Genomic DNA, 23,498 nt, shown 5'->3' on the forward strand with positions numbered 1-23,498 from the left:
GGGGCCGGTTTATGATCGGCTCTTTCGTAGTCCGGCAGCTTCCCTTGGCGTGGAAGCGCCCGAACCAGGAGCTCGTGTGCCCGATCTGTCCGCTTTCCCCATCACCCGCAAATGGCCGGCGCAGCATCCCGACCGCATCCAGCTCTATTCGCTGCCGACGCCCAACGGCGTCAAGGTGTCGACCATGCTGGAAGAGACCGGCCTGCCGTACGAGCCGCACCTGGTGCGCTTCGACAGCGACGACCAGCATTCGCCCGAATTCCTGTCGCTGAACCCGAACAACAAGATCCCCGCGATCCTTGATCCCAATGGCCCGGGTGGCAAGCCGCTGGCGCTGTTCGAGTCGGGCGCGATCCTGCTGTACCTGGCCGAGAAGTCGGGCAAGCTGATCCCCGCCGACGCGGCGCGCCACTACGAGACCATCCAGTGGGTGATGTTCCAGATGGGCGGCATCGGCCCGATGTTCGGCCAGGTGGGCTTCTTCCACAAGTTTGCCGGCAAGGATTACGAAGACAAGCGCCCGCGCGACCGCTACGTGGCCGAAAGCCGGCGCCTGCTCAACGTGCTGGAGCAGCGGCTGGACGGCCGCGCGTGGATCATGGGCGACGAGTACACCATTGCAGACATCGCCACCTTTCCGTGGGTGCGCAACCTGGTCGGATTCTACGAGGCCGGCGACCTGGTCGGTTTCAAGGACTTCCGTAACGTGCGGCGCGTGCTGGATGCGTTCGTGCAGCGCCCCGCGGTGGTGAAGGGGCTGGATACGCCGCATCGGGGCTGAGCGCCTGCGCCCAGGGCGCAGGGTGGGCCAGGGCATCGTCCTACACGGTGCCTTCCGCGGCGCCTACAGAGCGCCGGGCGCCGCACGTCCTATATTCCTAGCACAGGCGCGCGGCCGAGCGTCGCCTGAGGAGCCCGGACCATGCCGATGCCCACCCTCTTGCGCCTGCTGCGCACCGCCATGCTCGCGGGCGCCGTGCCCGTGATGGCCACGCTCGCCGCCTGCGGCGAATCGGCCAAGCTGCCGTCAGAAGCCGGCTTCGGACCCACGCCGCAACTGCCGCCGCCCAACCAGACCGCCATCCCCACTGTCAAGATCGCACCGGCCATTGGCTGGGCCGCGGGCCAGCGGCCGGTGGCGGCCGAAGGCATGGCGGTGACCGCCTTCGCCGACAAGCTGGACCATCCGCGCTGGGTCTATGTGCTGCCCAATGGCGACGTGCTGGTGGCCGAGAGCAATGCGCCGCCCAAGCCCGAGGACGGCAAGGGCATCCGCGGCTGGATCATGAAGAAGGTGATGAAGCGCGCCGGCGCCGGCACGCCCAGCGCCAATCGCATCACGCTGCTGCGCGACACCAACGGCGATGGCGTGGCCGACCAGCGTTCGGTGTTCGTGAAGGATGTGAATTCGCCCTTCGGCATGGCGCTGGTCGGCAATGACTTCTACGTGGCCGCCACCGATGCGCTGCTGCGCTTCCCGTACCAGCCCGGCCAGACCGAAATCAGCGCCGCGCCGCAGAAGGTGGTCGACCTGCCCGGCGGGCCGCTCAACCATCACTGGACCAAGAGCCTGATTGCCAGCCGCGATGGCAGCAAGCTGTACGTGACCGTCGGCTCGAACAGCAACGTGGGCGAGAACGGCCTGGACAAGGAGGCGGGCCGCGCCGCGATCTGGGAGGTCGACCCCAGGACCGGCACGCACCGCATCTTTGCCAGCGGCCTGCGCAATCCCAACGGCATGGCGTGGGAGCCGGTCACCGGCATGCTGTGGACCGCCGTCAACGAGCGCGACGAGATCGGCAGCGACCTGGTGCCGGACTACATCACCTCGGTGCGCGACGGCGGCTTCTATGGCTGGCCCTACAGCTACTACGGCCAGCATGTGGACCAGCGCGTGAAGCCCCAGGCACCGGACCTGGTGGCCAAAGCGCTCGTGCCGGACTATGCCGTGGGCGCGCACACCGCCTCGCTGGGCCTCGCCGCGGCCAGCGGCAACAGCTTGCCGGCGCGCTTCAGCGAAGGCATGTTCGTCGGCCAGCATGGATCGTGGAACCGTCGCCCCCTGGCGGGCTACAAGGTGATCTTCGTGCCGTTCAGCCAGGGCCGGCCGCAGGGCGCGCCGTTCGATGTGCTGACCGGGTTTGTCGACGACGACGGCAAGGCGCGCGGGCGGCCGGTGGGCGTGGCGATCGACAAGCGCGGCGGATTGCTGGTGGCGGACGATGTCGGCAATACGGTCTGGCGCGTCACCGGTGCCAGGTGAGCCGGCGTTAGCGCGATATGCGCCGCGGCAGGAAGCGCAGCAGGGGGCGCGGCTAGAATGGCGCGATCCCGCGCTGCCTGATGGCGCCGACTCCGCTGCCGCCCATGTCGCTGACCGTCTTCGCCGTCGTCCTGCTTGCCGCCTTCCTGCATGCCGCGTGGAATGCCGTGGTCAAGGGCGGCGGCGACAAGATGCTGTCCACCGTGATGGTGGCGGTGACGGCGGGCCTGATGGCCGCGGTGGCGCTGCCGGCGTTGCCGCAGCCGGCGGCCGCCAGTTGGCCGTTCATCGCCGCGTCGGTGGGCGTGCATGTGGTGTACTTCGCGCTGGTGGCGCGGATCTACCGTAGCGCCGACATGAGCCTGACCTACCCGCTGATGCGCGGCTGCGCGCCGCTGCTGGTGGCGCTGGCCAGCGTGGGCTGGCTGGGCGAGCACCTGTCGGCGCTGGCATGGGGCGGCATCGCCGTGATCAGCCTGGGCATCCTGGCCATGGCGGGCGGCGCGCGGGGCGCCCGCGGCGTACGGGGCGGGCGCGAGGGCGTATGGCTGGCGCTGCTCAACGCGCTGGTAATTGCCATCTATACGCTGATCGACGGCACCGGCGTGCGGCGCTCCGGCGCGCCGGTGGCCTATGCCTTCTGGATTTTCTTGCTGACTGCCGTGCCGCTGGCGGCGTGGGCACTGGCAACGCGCCGCCCGGAACTCGCTGGCTACGTGCGGCGCAACCTGGGGTTCGCGCTGGTGGGCGGTGGCGGCACGCTGGCCTCCTACGCGCTGTCGCTGTGGGCGATGACGCGCGCGCCGGTGGCGCCGGTGGCCGCGTTGCGCGAGTCATCGATCCTGTTCGGCGCGCTGATCTCCGCGCTGCTGCTCAAGGAGCGGGTCGGCGCCGCGCGGCTGGGCGCAGCCTGCCTGATCGCCGCCGGCGTGGCCACGCTGCGCTTTGCCTGAATCGGTGCGACCTGGCGCCACAGCGCGCCAGGGTGCCGGCCCGGGCGCCTGGCCGATGACCGGCCGCGGCGCTGTCTATACTTGGCTTGACCGGGTTCCCGCGATGCAGCCACACTGCGTCCGCTCACCAATATCACCAATACACGCCCGCCCGATTGGATATCGACGCCGAGGAGTAGGCATGGACCACACCGCAGATTCGTTTCGCGCCTTTGAACTGGCGGGCTGGGAAGATCCGGAAGTCGTCAGCCGGTACCAGGAGCATCTGTCGCACGTGACCCGGCAATCGGTCGAGTCCCTGCTGGACGCGGCCCATGTGGCCGGCGGCCAGCGCGTGCTCGACGTGGCCTCCGGCTCCGGCCACGTCGCGGCGGGGGCCGTGCAGCGCGGGGCCGAGTCCGTCGGCGTCGATTTCTCGCTGGCGCAGGTGCAGCTGGCGCGCAAGCTGCATCCCGAGGTCCAGTATGAGCAGGCCGACGCGCAGGCGCTGCCGTTTGCCGATGGCAGCTTCGACGCCGTGGTCAATGGCTTCGGCCTGTGCCACATGTCGGACCCGGACGCTGCGCTGGCCGAGGCCTTCCGCGTGTTGCGCCCGGGCGGCCGCATCGCCTTCACGGTCTGGGATTCGCCGGAGCGCGCGGTTGGCTTCGGCGCCGTCTATGCCGCGATCCGGGCCTGTGGCTCGATGGAAGTCGATATTCCGGTCGGGCCTAATTTCTTCCTGTTCAGCGATCCCGGCCATTGCCGCAGCGCGTTGCAGCAGGCCGGCTTTGTCATGCCGACTTGCCGCAGCGTGCCGCAGGTCTGGCGTTTCTCCACGCCCGACCAGCTGTTCGATGCGCTCGCCCAGGGTACCGTGCGCGCCGCCGCCACGCTGCGCGCGCAGACGCCCAAGGCCCGCGACGAAATCCGTGCGGTGCTGCGCGGCACCGTTGCCGGCTACATGCGCGGCAGCGGCTTCGAGGTGCCGATGCCGGCGGTGCTGGCGGCTGCGGTCAAGCCCTGACGCGGCTCGGTTCCGGGATGTCGGACGCCAGCCGACACCAGCGCCGCTAGCGTCGGCCCGACCCCACCATTTCACCTCCGGAAAGTGCCGTAATCCCCGCTTCAGCCAGCATTTGGCGGTGGCACGGTCATTGCGCAATGGACATCGAGCGCGGCGCCGCGGCTCGTTGTGCCACCTGCCAGCAATGGCTTCCCGGAGAACCCCCATGAACCCCCGATCCCCATGCCAGAACGGGCAGGCCGCGTCGCGCCCGTCCGCCATCCTGCACCGCTCGCGCCAGGCCATGGCCCTGCTGCGTGTGCTGGGCCTATGCATCAACAGCGTCGCCTGCGCGCAGTCCGAGGCGCCGGCCGCGCCGGCCGTGCAGGCCGTGACGCCGGAGCGCAAGTTTGCCGCCGGCTACCTGGAGGCCGCCGCCACCGGCTATGACAATGGCCAGGCGTGGCAGGCGCCGGAAGGCATCGCGCCGCTGCGGCCGCCACGCGAGGCGCGCAGCGTGCCGGTGGCGCCGATGGCGGGCGCCGTGCCGGTTGCGATGCCAGCGGGAGTACGGGCACAGCCGGCGCGCTGAGCCAACGTGAATCTGGCCGGACCGGCGGCGGTTATCGACCCGGGACTGTGCCCTGGCGCGGCGCGGTCCAGTCTTCGACGCGCAGGCCCGGATAGGCGCCGAAGTCGCCGACGTTGCGCGTGACCATGGTCAAGTCTTCGGCAATCGCATGGGCGGCGATCAGCTTGTCCAGCGCATCTGCCTTGCGTTCGCGCGTGGCGGCTCGGACTGGGCCGTAAGCGCGCGCCGCCGCCGCATTCACTGGTAACACCGGCACGCGCCCGATCAAGGCCTGCAGCGCGCGCCGTGCACCCTGCGGATCGCATGAGGTAGTGACGCCGTATTCCAGTTCGGCCAGACTGATGGCGGACAACACCACGTCCCCCTCGAAGCACTGAGCGAAGCGCTCGGCTACCTGAGGGGGCTGGTTCTTCATCAGGTAGATGCACATGTTGGTGTCGAACATATACCTGGCCATCAGAATCCCTCCCGCTCGGCCTGGGTCTGCTCTTCGCGCCCGTGCGCCATGAAGTCGTCAGGGAATGCGGAGAACACGTCGAGCAGCCCGGTCAGGCGCCGGCGTGCGGGCCGGATGCGCAGCTCATCGCCGACCCGCTCGATTTCAAACTGCATATCCGTGTCGGGATACGCCAGTTCTGCGGGAATGCGCACCGCTTGGGAATTGCCGTTGCGAAAGATCCGGGTGAAAGGCATTGAGGAGTCCATGTACATCCCTGTAGGTACAAAGCATAGCACCATTGAAGCAGAAGTACATCCTTGTGTGTATGCTCCGATTCTCAATGGCCAGATTGCCTGAAACCCGCCACACCGCCCCCGGGATCGCCCCATGGATATCGAACTCGCCCGCACCTTCCTGCAAGTCGTGCGCGATGGCAGCCTGCTGGCTGCCGCGGACAAGCTGCATGTCACCCAGACCGCCGTGACCGCGCGCATCAAAAGCCTGGAGGCGCAGCTGAACTGCCGCCTGTTCGAGCGCAACAAGGCCGGGGCGCGGCTGACACCGGATGGGCAGCGCTTCCTGGGCTATGCCGGACAACTGGTGCAGACCTGGGAGGCGGCGTGCCGCGAGTTGCCGTTGCCGGCGGGGCTGGCCAGCCTGTTTCGCTATGGCACGGAAATCAGCCTGGGTAACCCGCTGGTGCTGCTGTGGGCGACGCGCCTGCGGCAGCGGATGCCGGCGCAGGCGGTGCGGGCGGAGGTGGGCGAGGGCGCCGAGCTGCAGCGCAAGCTGCAGTCGGGCGCGCTGGACGCGGCCCTGGTGTACCAGCCGGAGTACGCGCCCGGCATGCACGTGGAAGCGCTGATGGAGGAGAAGCTGGTCCTGATCCGCTCGACGCAGCGCGACGGCGGCTATGTCTATGTCGACTGGGGCCCGGAGTTTCGCCGCCAGCATGACAGCGCACTGCCGGAGCATGCGCGGGCATCGCTCTACTTCAATCTGGGGCCGCTGGCGCTGCAGTACATCCTGCAGTTCGGCGGCAGCGGCTATTTCCGTACGCGCGTGGTGCAGAGCTACCTGGACAGCGGGGTGTTGGCGCGCGTGGCCGGCGCGCCGGAATTCTCGTATCCCGTGTTCCTGGTTTGTGCCAAGGCACCGGCGGGGACGGCGCAGGACGCCGTGGACATCCTGCGCGACATCGTGCGGGAGGAATCAGACTGGTCGCAGCGCTGGGACTTCCCGCAATAGCATCCGGCCGACCTGCCCTGCGACCTGCCGTCAGATCCGCACCGGCATCAGCTGGCCGGCGGGCGTGGGCATGGCCACCAGGCGCCATTGCCGCACCCGCTGCCTGCGCCCGCCGCCGCCCCGGCGCGGTGGGCGCGGCTCCAATCCGGCAAAGCGGCCGTGCAACTGCGCACGCGCAAAGACCGGTTCCGGCACGCGCGTGCCGATCAGCCAGGTGACGGTACCCCCTAACGCCACCAATGCCAGCGCCAGTCCAATCCAGAGGATGGCTTCCATGTTCCCGCTCCATCGAATCGTTATCTGTGGCTCCAGTATTGGCACAAAGCGTGCCGGCGGGTAAATGAAAGTTATTTGCACTTCATATCAATAAAATTGCATTCATCCGGGTTTTGCTTGGCAGCCGGGGCCTGTCAAGGCGGTAAGAAAAATCATCCGTTCCGACGAATCTCATCGGCGTGGCGCGGCCGACACTGGCCTGGTCTATCTCAAAACCCCTGGAGACCCCGATGCAACGCCTGATCTTCGAAGCCGAACACGACGCCTTCCGCGAATCCGCCCGCCGCTTCTACCAGCGCGAGGTCGGCCCGCACGGCGAGCGCTGGCGCGAACAGGGCTGCGTGGACCGCGAGGTGTTCCGCAAGGCCGGCGAGCAGGGCTACCTGCTGATGTGGGCCGACGAACAATACGGCGGCGCCGGCGTCCAGGACTTCCGCTATGAGCAGATCCTGATCGAGGAAAACGCGCGCCACGGCGACTCCGGCTTCTTCGGCACGCTGCACTCGCGCCTGGTGGCGCCCTACATCGGCCGCATCGGCAATGAAGAGCAGCGCCAGCGCCTGTTGCCGGCGGCCGCGCGCGGCGAGTCGATCTTTGCCGTGGCCATGACCGAGCCGCAGACCGGTTCCGACCTGGCCGGCATCCGCACCCGCGCCGAGGACCACGGCGACCACTGGGTGCTGAATGGCGCCAAGACCTATATCTCCAACGGCCAGCTGGCCGACGTGGTGGTCGTGGTGGCGCGCACCGACCCGGAGCGCAGCCATGGCCTGACGCTCTTCATCGTCGAACGCGGCATGCCTGGCTTCGAGCGCGGGCGCAAGCTGCGCAAGCTGGGCCTGCACTCGCAGGACACCTCGGAGCTGTTCTTCGACAACGTCAAGGTACCCAAGGCCAACGTGCTGGGCGAGCCCGGCCAGGCCTTCCGTTACCTGACGCGCCACCTGGCCGAGGAGCGCCTGATCGGGGCCTGCGGCTACATGGCGTCGGCACAGGTGGCGTTCGATATCACGCTGGACTACGTGCGCGAGCGCAAGGCCTTCGGGCGCGCCATCGGCACGTTCCAGAATTCGCGCTTCAAGCTGGCGGAGCTGCGCGCGCAGCTGGACGCGCTGCAGACCTTTGTCGACCAGTGCGTGCTGCAACACAATGCAGGCACGCTGACGGTGGAGACCGCGGCGTCGGCCAAGCTGTTGACCTCCGAGCTGCAGGGACGCATGGTCGACGAGGGCGTGCAGCTGCACGGCGGCGCCGGCTATATGGAGGAGTACCGCATCTGCCGCATGTATGCCGATGCGCGCATCTCGCGGATCTATGCCGGCAGCAGCGAGATCATGAAGGAAATCATCGGCCGCGGCCTGGGGCTCGATGACCGCGTGAAGGGGTAACGCGGCGGCGGTTTCCGCCGTCATGGCCGGCGCCGGCCATGACGGCAGCCGATTTTTCCGGTCACTAGGGGTTTTCGAGCAGTTAAAGGCTTTTGTCAGTCGAATGAAAGCCGTTTGTAATGCGATTCGGTTTGAATGCGGGCGGGAGATCGTGTCCAGGTGCCGTTGGCAGCATCAGGACAGCGGGCGAGGGCGCATCCTAGACAGCCACGCCGCGCAGCACGCATCGCGGGTCCAGGCGCATGAATATTTTGCGCCCCGGTGAACCGTTCGGCGGGCACGGTCGTTTACCGCAGATCGTTGTCAAACCGAGCCTGACTGACCGTGTCTTTTGTCTTTTCCCGTGTTGCCGTAGCTGTCCTGCTGGTATCAGGGGCCGTGGCGGGGCCCGCGCCGAGCTTTGCCGCCGAACCCGTCGCCGCACGCCCTGCCGATCCGCTTCCTACCGCAGACTCCGCACAGGCCGCACAGGCCGCCCCCGGCCCGTGCGCGCCGCCGCCGGCCCACGCCTCGCTGACGCTGGCCCAGGTGCGCCTGGACGCGATGCGGTGCAACCCCACCATCATCGCCGCCCGCCGCGGGGTTGAAGCCAGCCAGGCCGATGTGCAGATTGCGTCGCAACGCCCGAACCCGGTGCTGAGCCTGGGCGTGGAGAACATCAACCCGCATGCCGGGGTCGGCTCGGGCAACCTGCGCAGCAAGACGGTGGACTCCACGCTGCGCGTGGACCAGCTCGTCGAGACCGCCAACAAGGGCAACCTGCGCGTGGATGCCGCGCGCAAGGCCAGTGCCGCCGCCGGTGAAGTGGTGCAGGCAGTCATGGCGCAGCAGACCGGCGTGGCGGAGCAGGCCTTCTTCGAGGCCCTGGTCAGCCAGGAACGCGTGGCGGTACTGCGCGAAACGCTGGCGCTGTACGAGCGCACCCGCCAGGCCAGCGAGACGCGCCTGAAGGCCGGCGACGTGGCGCGCGCCGACGTGACCAAGCTGCAGCTTGACGCCCTGCGGGCCCAGAACGACATGCGCCAGGCCATCACCGACCATTACCGCGACAAGGCCATGCTGGCGCAGGCGATGGGCGTACCTGGCACGCTTGCCGACAACCGGCTGGTGGCGGACTGGCCGGCGCTTGATGCCGCCGTGCCGCAACCAGACCCCGACACGCTCCAGCGCCGGCCCGACGTGACCGCGGCTGAAGCCCGCCTGGCCGCCGCCGCCGCGTCGCGCGACCTTGCCCGCGCCGGGCGGGTGCCCGATGTGACCATCGGTGCCCAGGCGGAGCACTACCCGACCTCGCCCACCAACAGCTACGGCTCCGGCAACAGCTTCGGCGTGTTCGTGTCGATCCCGCTGTTCGTGCGGCACCGCAATGGCGGCGAGGCGCGCCGCGCCGAAGTCGATTACTACGCCGCGCTGGACGACCGCAACCGTGTGATGCTAGAGGCCGGCAACGAGATCGACCGCCTGCGCAGCCAGCTCGAGACCGCGCGCCAGTCGCTGCGGCAGATGCGAGAGGAGGTGCTGCCGGCGGCCGAGAGCGTGGCCAGCAGTGCCGAGTTCGCCTACAGCAAGGGCGCCACCGGCGTGCTCGACCTGCTCGACGCGCGCCGCGCGCTGCGCCAGACCCGGCTGGATGCCACCGAAGCGCAGGGCGAGTACGCCAAGGCGCTGTCGGCGTATCGCGTCGCGCTGCAGACCTCTACCACCACGGGCGCACCCGTGGCTTCGCAGGCACGTCCCTGAACCGCAGTTCCCGCGCATTCTTCATGTCTCTCCTGTCACGCATGTTCCGCCGTACGTCCTGCATCCCTTTTTCCGCCGCCGCGCCGGCAAGCCTGTCCACGGCCTGCGCCGTGGCGCTGTGCGCGCTGGTGCTGGCCGCGTGCGGCAAGTCCGAAGCGCCCAAGGCCGATGACGATCCCAAGGTCAGCGGCAATACCATCCAGTTTCCTGCCAGCGTAAAGACGCTGCCCGGCATCGCCGGCGAGGCCGCCAAAACCGGCGGCGAGCGCATGCTGAGCCTGCCCGGCCGGCTGGTGTGGAACGAAGACAAGACCGTGCGCGTGGCCACCCCGTTTGCCGGGCGCGTGACCGAGGTGCTGGTGCAGCCGGGCGCCACGGTCAAGGCCGGCCAGCCGCTGGCGACGCTGACCTCGCCGGAATTCGGCGTGGCCCAGGCCGATGCGCGCAAGGCCGCCGCCGACAGCGCGGTCGCGGCCAAGGCGCTGGCGCGCCAGCGCGAGCTGTATGGCGCCGGCATCATCGCGCAGAAGGAACTGGAGCAGGCGCAGGCCGATGCCGCGCGCGCCGCGGCCGACCTGCAGCGCACCCAGGCGGCGCTCAGCCAGTACGGCGCGGCCGCCGCCGGGGCGGCTGGTGTCAACCAGCGCTTCGCGCTGCGCAGCCCGATCGACGGCCTGGTGGTCGAGCGCAACATCAACCTCGGCATGGAACTGCGCCCCGACCAGCCCCCGACCGCGCCGCTGTTCCTGGTGACCGATCCGACCACGCTGTGGGCGCAGGTGGATGCGGGCGAGGCCGACCTGAGCCTGTTCAAGCCCGGCGTCGACGTGCAGCTGACCAGCGCCGCCTGGCCCGGCGAGACCTTTGCCGGCACCGTGGTCAAGATTGCCGATTATGTCGATCCGACCGCGCGCAGCATCAAGGTGCGCCTGAGCGTGCCCAACCCCGAGCGCCGCCTGAAGGCCGAGATGTTCGTCACGGCGAAGCTGCCGGCGGCCTCGTTCAAGGGTATCGCGGTGCCGTCCAAGGCCGTGTTCCTGGCCGACAACCGCAACTATGTGTTCGTGCGCACCGCGCCCAATACCTTCGAGCGCCGCCAGGTGCGCGTAGGCGTGACGCTGCCCGGCACCACCGAGCTGCTCGAAGGCGTGAAGGACGGCGAGACCGTGGTCAGCGAAGGCAACCTCTACCTGCAGGACATCCTGCGCGATGCCACCGCGGTGAACGCGGCGCGCGCCGCGCCCGCGGCACCCGCGGCAAAAAAAGCACAATGAGGACCGCCGCCCAATGATTTCGCGTATCGTCAGCTTTGCCCTGCACCAGAAGCTCTTTGTCTGGCTGGGCCTGCTTATCTTCGTCGGGGGCGGTGTCGCCGCGTTCAAGAACCTGCCGATCGAAGCCTTCCCGGATGTGTCCGACATCCAGGTCAACGTCATCACGCTGTACCCGGGGCGCGCCGCCGAAGAAGTGGAGCGCCAGGTCACCATCCCGATCGAGACCGCGCTGGCGGGCACGCCCAACGCGGTGCGGGTGTTCTCGCATACGCAGTTCGGGCTGTCGTTCATGATGGTGACCTTCAACGACCGCGCCACCGACGTGGCCGCGCGCCAGCAGATCCTGGAGCGGCTGCGCAGCGTGGACCTGCCCGACGGCGTGCATCCGGACCTGGCGCCGCTGTCCACCGCGATCGGCGAGATCTACCGCTTCCGGCTGACCGGCAAGGGCTATACGCCGCAGGAACTGCGCACGCTGCAGGACTGGGTGGTGGAGAAGAACCTGCGCCAGGTGCCCGGCGTGGCCGACCTGGTCACCATCGGCGGCACCATCAAGCAGTATGAAGTCAACCCCAACCTGGCGCGCATGCGCGACGCCAGGATCTCGCTGTCGCAGCTGTTCACCGCGCTGCAGCGCGCCAACGCCAACGCCGGTGGCGGCGCGGTGGCGCACGGGCGCCAGCAGTTCCTGCTGCGCTCGCTGGGCAGCTTCCGCACCTCGGCCGATATCGCCAACGTGGTGGTGGCGGAGAACAACGGCACCCCGATCCTGGTGAAGGACATTGCCGACGTGCGCGTCGGCAGCGCTCCGCCGCAAGGCCTGATGGGCCAGGACGACGAGGAGGACATCGTCTCGGGCATCGTGGTGATGCGCAAGGGCGAAAACCCGTCGCTGGTGCTCGACGCGCTGAAACAGAAGATCGCGCTGCTGGACGATCAGATCCTGCCCAAGGGCGTGAAGATCGTGCCGTACTACGACCGCTCCACGCTGATCGACAAGACCCTGCACACGGTGTTCGGCAACCTGGTGGAGGGCGCGCTGCTGGTGATGGCGGTGCTGTACCTGTTCCTCGCCAACGTGCGCGCCGCGGCGATCGTGGCGCTGATCATCCCGCTGGCGCTGCTGTCGACCTTCATCGGCCTGACCTGGGTGGGGATCCCGGCCAACCTGCTGTCGCTGGGGGCGATGGACTTCGGTATCATCGTCGACGGCGCGGTGATCGTGGTCGAGAATATCTTCAAGCGGCTGGGCGAGCTGAAAGAGCAGCAGATCCAGGACAGCAGGGCGCGCCTGCTGGCGATCCTGCAAGCCACCACCGAGGTAGGCCGCCCGACCGTGTTCTCGATGGTCATCATCATCGCGGCGCACATCCCGATCTTCACGCTGCAGCGCCACGAGGGCAAGATCTTTGCGCCGATGGCGTACACGGTGACGGGCGCGCTGATCGGTTCGCTGATCCTGTCGCTGACACTGGTGCCGCTGCTGTGCCACCTGCTGCTCAAGAAGAACATCGCCCACGACGACAACTTCCTGGTGCGCCACTGCAAGCGGCTCTATGCGCCGATGCTGGCGTGGGCCCTGGACCACAAGAAGCTGGTGGTGGGGGCGGCGCTGGGCCTGCTGGTGGTGACCGTGGGCGCGGGCAAGTTCCTCGGCAGCGAGTTCCTGCCGGAGTTGGACGAAGGCTCGATGTGGGTCAGCTTCGACCTGCCGGCGTCGGTGTCGATCGACGAGGCGCGCGACCAGGCGCGACTGCTGCGCAGCGTGATCCGCCAGACGCCGGAGGTCAACACCACCATCTCCAAGGTGGGCCGGCCCGACGATGGCACCGATCCCAAGCTCATCAACACCGTCGAGATCCTGGTTGACCTCAAGCCCGAGAAGCAATGGCGCGGTGGCCTCGACAAGCGCGCCATCATCGGCGAGATCGACAAGAACCTGCGCCGGCTCCCCGGCATCGAGCCCAATTTCTCGCAGCCGGTGCGCGACAACATCCTGGAAAGCATCTCGCAGATCAAGGGCCAGATCGTGATCAAGGTGCAGAGCGACAGCCTGGAGCAGAACAAGAAGGTGGCCGACCAGATCCTGGCCAACGTGCAGTCGGTCAAGGGTGTGATGCGCGCCTTTATCGACCGCGACGGCGAGCTGCCGCAGTACGTGCTGGAGTTCGACCGCGCCCAGGCCGCGCGCTACGGCATCAACGTGGCCGACGTGCAGGAGCTGATGGAAACCGCGCTGGCGGGCAAGGCCGCGACCGAGTTGTGGGAGGGCGAGAAGCACTTCAGCGTGGCCGTGCGGCTGAAGCCGTCGGAACGCGCGCTGCCGAACCTGCCCAATATCTTCATGCAGACCGCCGATGGCGCACAGGTGCCGCTGTCGCAGCTGGTGACCTTCCGCGCCGCTTCCGGCGCGATGAACATCAGCCGCGAGAACGGCCAGCGCACCACCTCGATCGGCATCTTCATCCATGACCGCGACATGGGCAGCGTGGTCAAGGACATGCAGAAGCTGGTGGCGAAGAACGTCAGGGCCGATGACGTCAAGATCAGCTGGTCGGGCGAGTTCGAGAACCAGGAGCGCGCCATGGCGCGGCTGTCGATCGTGGTGCCGCTGTCGGTGCTGGTGATCTTCCTGCTGCTGTTCAATGCGTTCAAGTCGTTCAAGAGCGCCACGCTGATCATCTCGAACATCCCGTTCGCGCTGATCGGCGGCGTGTTCGCGCTGCTGCTGACCGGGATCCCGCTGTCGGTGTCGGCGGCGATCGGCTTTATCGCGCTGTTCGGCCAGGCGGTGCTCAACGGCGTGGTGATGGTGACCTACTTCAACCAGCTGCGCGAAGAAGGCATGCCGGTGCGCCAGGCGGTGCTGACCGGCTCGATGGACCGGCTGCGCACGGTGCTGATGACCGCGCTGCTGGCCATGCTGGGGCTGTTCCCGATGGCGATCTCGCGCGCCATCGGCTCGGAGACGCAGCGGCCGCTGGCCATCGTCATCATCGGCGGGCTGATCACCGCGACCGTGCTCACGCTGATCGTGCTGCCGACACTCTATGAATGGATGGTGGGCCGCAACTGGCCGGACGAGGCTGGCGCAGCGCCCGACGAAAACCGGCTGGGGTCTTCGATTTCCGGCTGATGACAGTGCCGCGCGGGGGCGTGCCCCTGCGCTGCCTGTCTGGCATCGCAGACATAGGCGATGCCTGGCGCCGCCCGCTGCCGGGCGGCGTTTTTCATGGCGAGACGCAATCAACAAGCGCTGCGCAACCCGGTGCAGCCATGCATGTGCCGAGCGCGATGCGCTATGTCGGAATAGTCTGACGTTCCTTTCGGAGCCCAACGCCTGCTGACCCCATCCCCCCGGGCCTACTCTGTACATACGGCGTGGCCAGCAGCATAGCCGCCGGCCTCTCATGCGTACCCTTACGCAATCAACCGGAAAGGAGCTCGACATGATGAAAAAATGGCTGACTGCAGCAGTGTGTTCGATGATGGTTGCAGCCCCGGCAGGCTTTGCCCTGGCGCAGACCACAGCACCGGCAACGACGGCCCACACGGCTGCAACCGGTACAAGAGCCGACTATGACGCCGCGGTGAAGCAGGCCGACGCAGACTACAAGGCGGCCACTGCCAAGTGCGACGGCATGAAGGACAACGCCAAGGACGTCTGCAAGGCCGAAGCCAAGCGCGACCGCGATGTGGCCAAGGCCCAGGCCGAAGCCCGCCGCGACGGCACGCAAAAGTCGATGGCCAAGGCCGAGAAGACCAAGGCCGACCGCGACTATGACGTTGCCAAGGAAATGTGCGACGACAAGAAGGGCAATGACAAGGACGTCTGCAAGAAGGACGCCAAGGCCGCGCATGAAAAGGCCCTGACTGCCGCCAAGGTCGACAAGGCCGCGGCGACCGGTTCGCGCGCCGATGTCGCTGAAGCCCGCGCTGACGCGAAGAAGGACACCATGGATGCCGCCTACAAGGCCGACAAGGAACGCTGCGACGCCATGTCCGGCGAATCCAAGGACAAGTGCCAGGCCGACGTGAAGGCCAAGTACGGCAAGTAAGCAGCTTCATTACGGTCCAGCCCGGCCCAAGGGCGGGCCGTTCACCACACCACACGCGAGGGGACGCTGCCGGCGCCCCCTTGCCATGAAACCTGGGAGCACGACATGAACTGGGATCAGATCGAAGGCAAGTGGGAACAAGCCAAGGGCAAGGTCAAGGAGAAGTGGGGCAAGCTGACCGATGACGATATTACGCAGATCAACGGCAAGCGCGACCAGCTCGCCGGCCGCATCCAGGAGCGCTATGGCTATACCAAGGAGCGCGCCGAGGAAGAGATGAAGGAGTGGGAACGGGATGTGCGGTGGTAAGACGCTGCACGATGGTCTTGTATGGCGCCTTCGGGCGCTTTTTTTTTTGGTTCAAGGTTTACCCTAGTAGTCTACTTATATAGACTTTTTATACTGTCGGCACCCCCGCCGGAATCCACCGGCACGCTCAATGTGCCCCGCACCGGGCACCCGCCCATGCCGGAACCTCTTTCCAGCGAACTGCTGTCGCGCAGCCGCCAGCCGGTCTACCTGCAGCTCGCTACCATCTTTCGACGCCAGATCGAAAGCGGCGCGTGGCGCCAGGGCGCGCGCATCCCGTCGCTGGAGCAGCTGTGCCGCCAGTACGGCGTGGCGCGCATGACCATGCACCATGCGCTGTCGATGCTCGACGAGGAAGGGCTGCTGGAGCGCTCGCGCGGGCGCGGCACGTTCGTCAAGGCGCCGTGCCGCGCGCGGCGGCAGGTGTCGCTGTCAACCAGCTGGGACGAGGCCGTTGCCGTCGGCGCGCAGCTCGATACCGAAGCCATGGTCGAGTCGGCCGGCAATGTGCCGCTACCGGACGACCTTGGCATGCCCTGCTCCGGCGAGCGCGCGCCCGCTTACCACTTCCTGCGCCGGTTGCACCGCCTTGATGGGCGCCCCTTTGCCGTGGGCGAGGTCTATATCGACGCCGAGGTGTTCGCGCGCGAGCCCGACGCCTTCCGCCAAGGCGCCTCGGTGCCGGTGCTCGACCGTTTTCCCGGGATGTCGGTCAGCACGGCGCGGCAACGGCTGTCGATCGTCGCGGCGGGGGCGGAATCCGCGGCCGCGCTGGCGCTTGCGGTGGGCGCGCCGGTGGCCGAGCTGCGCCGCTTTGCCTGCGTGCCGCTGGCCTCGGCGGAGGGTGCGGAGCGCATCGTCTACTTCGCCCGCATTGAGTTCCCGACCGAGTTTGTCTGCCTCGATTTCGACCTGCTGGCCACGCGCCCGCAGACGGCATGACTGAGCGGTCCCTGCCCACCCCTGCCAACCCTTCAACCACCGGACCCCAGATGAACAACGCACAACCGATGAACGGCGCCGAGAGCCTGGTCAAGACCCTGCTGGCCAATGGCGTGGACACCTGCTTTGCCAACCCGGGCACCAGCGAGATGCATTTCGTCGCGGCGCTGGACCGCATACCCGGCATGCGTTGCGTGCTGGGGCTGTTCGAGGGCGTGGTCACCGGCGCCGCCGACGGCTATGCGCGCATGGCCGGCAAGCCCGCCGCCACGCTGCTGCATTGCGGGCCGGGTCTGGCCAATGGCCTGGCCAACCTGCACAACGCACGCCGCGCGCAGACGCCGGTGGTCAATCTCATCGGCGACCAGGCCACCTATCACCGGCCGCTGGACGCGCCGCTCACGGCCGATACCGAAGGCTGGGCCCGGCCGGTCTCGGTGTGGACGCGCACCGCCACGCAGGCGGCTTCGGTGGGCGCCGATGCGGCGGCCGCGGTGCAGGCGGCCTGTGCCGCGCCAGGCGGCGTCGCCAGCCTGATCCTGCCGTCCGACGTGTGCTGGGACGCCGGCGGCGTCGTGGCCGCGCCGATGCCGCCGCTGGCGGTGCCCAAAGTCTCGCCGGATGCTGTGCAGCAGGCCGCGCGCGTGCTGCGCTCAGGCCAGCCGACGCTGCTGGTGCTGGGCGGCAGCGCGCTGCGCGAGGCGCCGCTGGCCGACGCGCACCGCATCGCCGCCGCCACTGGCGCGCGGCTGATCTCGCCCATGTCGAATGCGCGCGTGGCGCGCGGGCGCGGCCGCCTGGCGGTGGATCGCGTGCCGTATTCGGGCGATGCCGCGCGCGACAAGCTGGCCAGCATCCGCAACGTGATCCTGGTGGGCGCGCCCGCGCCGGTGACGTTCTTTGCCTACCCCGGCAAGTCGCCGCGCCCGTATCCGGAGGATGCCGCGGTACATGTGCTGGCCCGCCCGGAAGAAGACCTGGCCGAAGCGCTGGCACGGCTGGCCGATGAAGTCGGCGCGCGCCAGGTGCAGCTGCCTGCCGCCGCCGTGCCCGCGCCGGTGGAACCCGCGCGCGGCGCGGTCACCTCCGAGGCGGTGGCGCGCTCGCTGACCGCGCTGCTGCCCGAGCAGGCCATCGTGGTGGAAGAGAGCATCAGCTTCGGCCGTGCGTTCTATCCCGGCACCGTGCACGCGGCCCCGCACGACTGGCTGCAGCTGACCGGCGGCGCCATCGGCGCAGGCCTGCCGCTGGCGCTCGGCGCGGCCGTGGCGGCGCCCGGCCGGCGCGTGGTCGCGTTGCAGGCCGACGGCTCCGCCATGTACACGCTGCAATCGCTGTGGACCATGGCGCGCGAGCAACTCGACGTTACCGTGGTGCTGCTGGCCAACCGCAAGTACGCCATCCTGCTGGGCGAACTGGCCGGGGTCGGCGCCAACCCCGGCAAGACGGCGCTCGACATGCTCGACATCGGCAACCCGGACCTGGACTGGGTCAAGCTGGCCGCGGGCATGGGCGTGGAAGGGGCCCAGGCCACCGACATGGAAGGCTTCGCCGACCTGTTCCGCATGGCCAATGCGCGCAAGGGGCCGTTCGTGATCGAACTGGTGATCTGAACGGCGCCGCCGCGGGCAACCGCGCCCGCCGCGCATCCCGGCACAGGGGAATTGCCGGCGTTTCAGTCCGTCAGGTCCGGGCAGCCCGGCGCATCGCTGCCACAGGACAGTTGCCGCACCATGTATTCATGCAAGCGCGACAGTTCCAGTGCGATGCCATCCGGGAACCCCTGCCGTCCACCGCGCTTGTCGATCAATAACTCGACCAGGAAAGCATGCAGCGCGGCCGGATTGGCGGACAGCGCCGCCAACTGGTTGCCGATGCGCGGATAACGCCGGCACAGCAACAGCGGACGCGCCTCGGCGGGGAGCGACAACACCCAGCGCATGGCGGCGTCCGACAGCACCGCATCTTCCGGCGACGGCGGGCGTCGCAGGTCGTTCCAGTCCGGTACCGCCTGCACCGGCGGCTCGCCGTCCAGGATCTTCTTTGCTTCCTCAACGGTGACAAACTCAAAAGAGAGAGGTTCCATGCCGGCTCCCGGGGATCAGACTCAACGCAGCACTGCTGCGCCGTTGCTTGCATTCTAGCGGTACGCGCAGGCCCGCACGCCGGCGACTGAAGCATGAGCGGAAGCTCCACGCTCACCGGCGAGAAATATTATCTGTCTACAAATGATAGTCATAAATAGGTGCGCGCCCCGGGGCACCCCCCGGCACCAAGTCGCCGGGTTTGCCCGGCTGACCTCGAAGACCGGTCCTGCGCTGGCCGCCGGCTGCTCGATCGTGGTCAAGCCGGCCAAGGAGACCACGCTGACCGCGCTGACCGCGCTGCGTGTCGCCGAGCGGGCCCACCAGGACGGCGTCCTGCATCGCATCGATGTGCCGGCGCCGCTCAAGTAAAGTAGGGCCCCTTTCGCTCCATCGATAGATTTCCCCCATGGCAGTCATGCAAAGAAAACAGGCAACGCTGGTCGGGCTGGTCGCGGTGCTCCTCTGGAGTTCGGTTATCGGCCTGATCCGCGGCGTCAGCGAGAGCTTCGGCGCCACCTGCGGGGCCGCCCTGATGTATACGGTTGCTTCCGTGCTGCTGTGGATCGCGGTGGGCAAGGTGCGGCTCAGGGCGTTGCCGCGCGCCTACCTGGTCTGGGGCAGCGCGCTGTTCGTTTCCTACGAGCTGTGCCTCTCGCTGTCAATCGGCTATGCCCACAGCGGCAGGCAGGCGATCGAAGTGGGCATGGTCAACTACCTGTGGCCAGCCTTCACCATGCTGGCCGCCATCCTGTTCAATCGGCAACTGGCCAACTGGCTGATCGTGCCAGGCTTTGTGGTAGCCATTGTGGGGGTCTGCGCGGTACTGGGCGGTGATCACGGCCTGGACCTGGCGGGCATGGCGGTCAACGTGCGCGACAACCCGCTCAGCTACGGCCTGGCCTTCGCCGGCGCCATCATCTGGGCGGGCTACTGCACGGTGACGGCCCGGATTGCCCAGGGCAAGAACGCGGTCACGCTGTTCTTCATGCTGACCGCGCTCGCCTTGTGGGCCAAGTACCTGTTCACGGGCGGCGAAGCGATGGTGTTCAGCGTCGCGGGCGTGGTCTACCTGGCGCTGGCTGCCTGTGCGATGGGTTTCGGCTACGCGGCGTGGAACGTCGGCATCCTGCACGGCAACGTGACCGTGCTGGCAGGGGCCTCGTATTTCATTCCGGTGCTTTCCGCGGCGCTGGCCGCAGCGCTGCTGCAAGCGCCGCTGTCGTTCGCGTTCTGGAAGGGGGCTGCGATGGTGGTCGCGGGTTCGATCCTGTGCTGGCTCGCGACGCATGGCAAAGGCGAACGCGCCGCGCCAACCTCGCGCACCAGCCAGCCGACATAGCGCATCGGGGCGCCTGGCGCCTCCAGAAGAGCATAAAACAATGAAACCGGAGAGAGACAAGCGCGCCTGGCGTCGCGTCGAGACCGGGGGCACGATCGACTTACAGCGTGTCACTGGGCAGGCCCAGCGCCTGTTCGATGCACCGGATGATCTCCGTATCCTCGAACGGCTTGCCGATAAAGCACGCTGCCCCCGCCGCTTGCGCGCGCGCTTCATACCCGCGCTTGTCGAATGCCGTCATGAAGATGACCGGCATCCGCAGGCCGCGCGCGCGCAGCGCATCGCTGAGTGCAAAGCCGTTCATGTCCGGCATCTGCACGTCGGTGATGACGCAGGCAATGCCGCGGATCGACGGCGACGCCAGCAACGCCGCGCCGCCGGCGTATAGCTCCACTGCCAGGTCGAAGGCGCGCAGCAGGCGGCCCATGGCGTGCCGAACGGCAGCGTCGTTGTCGACGATGGCAATCACGGGCATGGCATTCACGCAAATTCCCCGAGGAAAGTGTGCGCGAAGGCAGGGGCACGCACGCCCCGTTGTTTCGTCGGCAGCAGGCCAACGGGCTCGGCGCCGCGCTAGAAACTGTGCCGCAGCCCCAGCGCTACGGTCTGCGGATCGGCGCCCGCGCGGATGCCAAGGTCGTTGATGGCGAAGTCGTAGACCGCGTTGGCCGCATTGTCGATGCGACTGTAGTACGCGTACAGCGCCGTGCGCCGCGACAGCGGATAGTCGTAGCCGACCGTGAACTGCGTGGCGTGGGTTTGCGCGCCGCTGCCGAAGAAGCCGATGGTCTGCGCCGACGATCCGGTGCCGTTGGCCGCGTAGGCCACACCGATGCGCACGCTGCCGGTCCCCACCTGCTGCACCAGCGAGGCATAGTACGCGTTGCGCTGCAGGTCGCCGGTATCGGTGCGGTAGTGCAGGTGCTCGGCCACCGCGGCAAGGCGCGTGCCGGCCAGCAGCTGCCACGCCACGCCCGCCTTGAGCGCGTCGTCGTTGCGGCCGGCAGCCTGGTAGTGCTGGTGGCGTTCCCACGCCAGCGTCGCGTTGAGCGGGCCGCGCTCATAGACCGCCGCCACCGAATACAGCGCGGGATTGCGCGCAGAAGTGGTCTTCTCCTCGGGCAATCCCCAGCCCAGCCACAAGCTGATGCCCGCCCATGGCGGCGAGCGGTACTGCACGATGTTCTTCTGGCGGCGATCGAACGCGCTGGTGTTCTCGACATTGTCGGTGCTCGATGTCGAGCCGTTGCCGATCAGCGCCATATAGCCGGCCGTGGTCGGGTAGTAAGGGTCGTACCCCATGGTCGCCTCGGTGTAGGGCGTGTGCCAGTGGCCCATGAACAGCAAGCCATGGCTGCCCTGCAGGCCGATGCGTGAATTGCGGCTGGCGATCTGGCCCTGCCCGGAATCGAGCGACAAGGCGCTTTCGATCTGCCACAGCGCCTTGAGTGCGCCGCCCAGTTCTTCCTCGCCGCGCAGCCCGAATACCGAGCGGTTGTTGTTCAGGCGCACGATGCCGCCGAGAGCGGTGCCGTCGGTCGCCGTGCTGGCGCGGCTGTACTCGATCGACGTGTTCAGGCGGCCGTAGACGGTGACGCTGCCTGCCGCCAGCGCAGGCACGCACAGCATTGCATAGCCTGTGCCCAGCAGCGCGCCGACGCCCAGACTAGTTCGCCGCATCGTCCGCGGGCGTCTTGCTGGCGGCGTTCAGCGTCGGGCCGGGGGTACCGGTGATCTTGGGTACGCACTCCGCATGGAACCATGCGGCCGTCACCGGTTCGCCGGCCAGCATGCGCTTGATCGGCGGCACCACCTGTTCGCCGATCAGCATGCCGAGCAGGCCGAGCAGCGCCACTACCGGCGGTGCCGGCGAACGGACCTGCATCAGCGCGTAGATGATGCCGACCAGGATGCCGGCGGCCAGGGAGACAAGGTAGAGCTTCATGGGAGGGATTCCTGATGGATGCGCAAATCAATGCCGGGCCGACGGCGCTGCCGGCAGCCCGACGCCGAGCAGGTGCCGCACGCGTGGCGGCGTTTCGCGGGCATGGAAGCGTGTGATGTCGCGCTGCAGGTCGGCGTCGGCATGCGGCACGCGGCGGTGCTGGCGCAGGTGCTCGGCCCAGGACTCGACCAGGAACCACTCGGTCAGCAGTTCCGGATCGGCCGGGTCTTCCATCACGCCCCAGTTGAAGGCGCCGTCGCGCAGGCGCTCTTCCGAGAGCTTGTGCACCGCGCGCAGGAAGTCGTCGCGGTGTTCCGCGCGCACGCAATATTCGATAAGGACCATTACCGGTCCGCGGTCATGCGCGATCTCGTCGGCGCCTTCCGGCTCCGGCCAGTGCCCGGCGGGTCCAAGATCCTCCTCGCCGCGCGGCAGCCGCAGCCGATGCAGCAGCAGCGCCGCGGCCAGCAAGCCGCCGGCGGCCACCAGCAGCCCGCCGGAAATGCCCAGCGCCTGGGCCACGAAGCCCCACACCAGGCTGCCCGCCGCCATCGCACCGTTGAACACCATCTGGTAGACCGCCAGCGCGCGTCCGCGTACCCAGTTGGGCAGGATGGCCTGCGCCACGCCGCCCAGCGTGGTCAGCGCGGTGATCCAGGCCGCGCCGAGAAACAGCAGCAGCGGCAGCGCCAGCCATACCGGCGGCGCGAGGCACAGCGCCGCCATCACCACCGCGGTGACGATGGCCGACAGCAGCACCATGCCGTCGGCATCGAGCCGCCGCTGCAGCCGCGGCATCCCCAGCGCGCCGAGGATCGCGCCGATGCCGACCGCGCCCAGCAGCACGCCATAGAGGCTGGCGCCACCGTGCAGCAGTTGCCTGGCCACCAGCGGCAACAACGCCCAGATGCTGCTGCCGAAGGCAAAATGCACGGCTGCGCGCGCCAGCACGACATGCAGCTTGCTGTGCGCACGGGTAAAGCGCAGCCCGGCGCGGAACGCGCCGAGGAAATGCTCGCGCAGCGGGTCGGCAGGGCGCTGCGGGCGTTTCCACCACAACAATGCGGCGATCACGAAGACATAGCTGACCAGGTCCACGCCATACGTCGTGGCCGCGCCGAACGCTGCCAGCAGCAGGCCGCCGACAGCTGGGCCGATTGCGCGCGCGATGTTGACACCCAGCGCATTGAGCGCGACGGCGCGCTTGAGCTCCTGCTGCGGCACCAGTTCCGGCACGATCGATTGCCAGGTGGGGCCCATCATCGCCGCGCCGATGCCGCCGAGGAAGGCCATGCCGATCAGGATTTCGATGGTCAGCGCCTGGCGCCAGGCCAGCACCATCAGCGTGCCGCTGACCATGGCCAGTCCTGCCTGGACCGCGATCAGGAAGCGCCGGCGGTCGAGGATGTCGGACAGCACGCCGGCCGGAATCGCCAGCAGGAACACTGGCAGCGTGGCCGCGGCCTGGATCGTGGCGACCGCCGCCGGAGACGTGGACAGGTCGGTGGCCAGCCACGCGCTGGCCACGTCGCGCATGAAGCTGCCGATGTTGCCGAGGATGGTCGCGGCCCACAGCACCGCGAAGGTGGCCTGCGCGAGCGGCGCGAAGGTGCCGCCATCGGCAGGTGGGGGCGCGGGGCGGAGGGCTTGTTCTGCCATG

23 protein-coding genes and 1 pseudogene are annotated in these 23,498 nt (G+C 68.2%); 16 read left to right on the forward strand and 8 right to left on the reverse strand.

Going from position 1 to position 23,498, the window contains the following annotated elements:
- Positions 1-76 precede the first annotated feature (76 nt).
- From E5S69_RS12550 to E5S69_RS12570, 5 genes are all read left to right on the forward strand, one after another.
- Positions 77-781 (forward strand): glutathione S-transferase N-terminal domain-containing protein, encoded by a 705-nt coding sequence (locus tag E5S69_RS12550; RefSeq protein WP_171514967.1) that lies wholly within the window; start codon positions 77-79, stop codon positions 779-781.
- Positions 782-922: 141 nt separating this feature from the next.
- Positions 923-2,263, forward strand: a complete 1,341-nt coding sequence (locus tag E5S69_RS12555) for a PQQ-dependent sugar dehydrogenase (RefSeq protein ID WP_171514968.1) — start codon at positions 923-925, stop codon at positions 2,261-2,263.
- A gap of 104 nt (positions 2,264-2,367) precedes the next feature.
- The gene (locus E5S69_RS12560; protein ID WP_171514969.1) at positions 2,368-3,216 is read left to right on the forward strand and encodes an EamA family transporter; all 849 of its coding nucleotides are present in this window, start codon (positions 2,368-2,370) and stop codon (positions 3,214-3,216) included.
- A 181-nt stretch (positions 3,217-3,397) separates the two neighbouring features.
- Positions 3,398-4,222: a class I SAM-dependent methyltransferase gene (locus E5S69_RS12565; RefSeq protein ID WP_171514970.1), complete on the forward strand. Its 825-nt coding sequence runs from the start codon at positions 3,398-3,400 to the stop codon at positions 4,220-4,222.
- 205 nt (positions 4,223-4,427) lie between these two features.
- A complete protein-coding gene (locus E5S69_RS12570) occupies positions 4,428-4,793 on the forward strand; it encodes a hypothetical protein (RefSeq protein WP_171514971.1) in 366 nt (121 codons plus the stop codon).
- A gap of 31 nt (positions 4,794-4,824) precedes the next feature.
- Here the strand turns inward: E5S69_RS12570 and E5S69_RS12575 are convergent, their stop codons facing one another.
- Both E5S69_RS12575 and vapB read right to left on the reverse strand, forming a co-directional pair.
- On the reverse strand, positions 4,825-5,250 hold the full coding sequence (locus tag E5S69_RS12575) for a type II toxin-antitoxin system VapC family toxin (RefSeq protein ID WP_171514972.1): 426 nt from the start codon (positions 5,248-5,250) through the stop codon (positions 4,825-4,827).
- On the reverse strand, positions 5,250-5,498 hold the full coding sequence (gene vapB, locus E5S69_RS12580) for a type II toxin-antitoxin system VapB family antitoxin (RefSeq protein ID WP_423766624.1): 249 nt from the start codon (positions 5,496-5,498) through the stop codon (positions 5,250-5,252). Before vapB ends, E5S69_RS12575 begins: the two co-directional genes overlap by 1 nt.
- A gap of 121 nt (positions 5,499-5,619) precedes the next feature.
- Here vapB and E5S69_RS12585 point away from each other — a divergent pair, with 121 nt between their 5' ends.
- A complete protein-coding gene (locus E5S69_RS12585) occupies positions 5,620-6,480 on the forward strand; it encodes a LysR family transcriptional regulator (protein WP_171514973.1) in 861 nt (286 codons plus the stop codon).
- A 30-nt stretch (positions 6,481-6,510) separates the two neighbouring features.
- On the opposite strand, the gene E5S69_RS12590 is transcribed toward E5S69_RS12585, so the two are convergent.
- On the reverse strand, positions 6,511-6,756 hold the full coding sequence (locus tag E5S69_RS12590) for a hypothetical protein (RefSeq protein WP_171514974.1): 246 nt from the start codon (positions 6,754-6,756) through the stop codon (positions 6,511-6,513).
- A gap of 230 nt (positions 6,757-6,986) precedes the next feature.
- Between E5S69_RS12590 and E5S69_RS12595 the strand changes: the two genes are divergently transcribed.
- The 8 genes from E5S69_RS12595 to E5S69_RS12630 all read left to right on the forward strand — a co-directional run bounded on the left by E5S69_RS12595 (position 6,987) and on the right by E5S69_RS12630 (position 18,080).
- Entirely contained in the window at positions 6,987-8,144 is a 1,158-nt protein-coding gene (locus E5S69_RS12595; protein ID WP_171514975.1) for an acyl-CoA dehydrogenase family protein, read from the forward strand.
- A 324-nt stretch (positions 8,145-8,468) separates the two neighbouring features.
- Entirely contained in the window at positions 8,469-9,884 is a 1,416-nt protein-coding gene (locus E5S69_RS12600) for a TolC family protein (protein WP_171514976.1), read from the forward strand.
- Positions 9,885-9,907: 23 nt separating this feature from the next.
- Entirely contained in the window at positions 9,908-11,158 is a 1,251-nt protein-coding gene (locus tag E5S69_RS12605; RefSeq protein ID WP_236901302.1) for an efflux RND transporter periplasmic adaptor subunit, read from the forward strand.
- A 13-nt stretch (positions 11,159-11,171) separates the two neighbouring features.
- Positions 11,172-14,294, forward strand: a complete 3,123-nt coding sequence (locus E5S69_RS12610) for an efflux RND transporter permease subunit (RefSeq protein ID WP_171514977.1) — start codon at positions 11,172-11,174, stop codon at positions 14,292-14,294.
- Positions 14,295-14,607: 313 nt separating this feature from the next.
- Complete coding sequence (locus E5S69_RS12615) at positions 14,608-15,216, forward strand: hypothetical protein (RefSeq protein ID WP_171514978.1); 609 nt, start codon at positions 14,608-14,610, stop codon at positions 15,214-15,216.
- A gap of 105 nt (positions 15,217-15,321) precedes the next feature.
- Positions 15,322-15,525, forward strand: a complete 204-nt coding sequence (locus E5S69_RS12620; RefSeq protein ID WP_116358015.1) for a CsbD family protein — start codon at positions 15,322-15,324, stop codon at positions 15,523-15,525.
- Between the two features lie 156 nt (positions 15,526-15,681).
- The gene (locus tag E5S69_RS12625; RefSeq protein WP_171514979.1) at positions 15,682-16,467 is read left to right on the forward strand and encodes a GntR family transcriptional regulator; all 786 of its coding nucleotides are present in this window, start codon (positions 15,682-15,684) and stop codon (positions 16,465-16,467) included.
- A gap of 68 nt (positions 16,468-16,535) precedes the next feature.
- Positions 16,536-18,080 carry an acetolactate synthase large subunit gene (locus tag E5S69_RS12630; protein WP_171515105.1) on the forward strand — a complete coding sequence of 515 codons (1,545 nt, stop codon included), beginning with the start codon at positions 16,536-16,538 and terminating at the stop codon, positions 18,078-18,080.
- 62 nt (positions 18,081-18,142) lie between these two features.
- Here the strand turns inward: E5S69_RS12630 and E5S69_RS12635 are convergent, their stop codons facing one another.
- Positions 18,143-18,553 (reverse strand): hypothetical protein, encoded by a 411-nt coding sequence (locus E5S69_RS12635; protein WP_171514980.1) that lies wholly within the window; start codon positions 18,551-18,553, stop codon positions 18,143-18,145.
- Positions 18,554-18,761: 208 nt separating this feature from the next.
- On the opposite strand from E5S69_RS12635, the pseudogene E5S69_RS12640 reads away from it, so the two are divergent.
- Together E5S69_RS12640 and yddG are read left to right on the forward strand one after the other, a co-directional pair.
- A pseudogene (locus tag E5S69_RS12640) lies at positions 18,762-18,887 on the forward strand (aldehyde dehydrogenase family protein); the annotation flags it as partial.
- A 73-nt stretch (positions 18,888-18,960) separates the two neighbouring features.
- Positions 18,961-19,893 carry an aromatic amino acid DMT transporter YddG gene (yddG, locus tag E5S69_RS12645; protein WP_272871714.1) on the forward strand — a complete coding sequence of 311 codons (933 nt, stop codon included), beginning with the start codon at positions 18,961-18,963 and terminating at the stop codon, positions 19,891-19,893.
- A gap of 100 nt (positions 19,894-19,993) precedes the next feature.
- Here yddG and E5S69_RS12650 read toward each other — a convergent pair whose 3' ends face one another.
- From E5S69_RS12650 to E5S69_RS12665, 4 genes are all read right to left on the reverse strand, one after another.
- Complete coding sequence (locus tag E5S69_RS12650) at positions 19,994-20,368, reverse strand: response regulator transcription factor (protein WP_171515106.1); 375 nt, start codon at positions 20,366-20,368, stop codon at positions 19,994-19,996.
- Between the two features lie 98 nt (positions 20,369-20,466).
- Positions 20,467-21,522 carry a porin gene (locus E5S69_RS12655; RefSeq protein ID WP_236901315.1) on the reverse strand — a complete coding sequence of 352 codons (1,056 nt, stop codon included), beginning with the start codon at positions 21,520-21,522 and terminating at the stop codon, positions 20,467-20,469.
- Between the two features lie 37 nt (positions 21,523-21,559).
- Entirely contained in the window at positions 21,560-21,838 is a 279-nt protein-coding gene (locus E5S69_RS12660; protein WP_171514983.1) for a XapX domain-containing protein, read from the reverse strand.
- 27 nt (positions 21,839-21,865) lie between these two features.
- Positions 21,866-23,497, reverse strand: coding sequence for an MFS transporter (locus tag E5S69_RS12665; protein ID WP_171514984.1), 1,632 nt, complete (start codon positions 23,495-23,497; stop codon positions 21,866-21,868).
- Position 23,498: the final 1 nt, after the last annotated feature.

It is taken from the genome of Cupriavidus necator (assembly GCF_013141915.1).
Lineage (GTDB): Bacteria > Pseudomonadota > Gammaproteobacteria > Burkholderiales > Burkholderiaceae > Cupriavidus > Cupriavidus necator_B.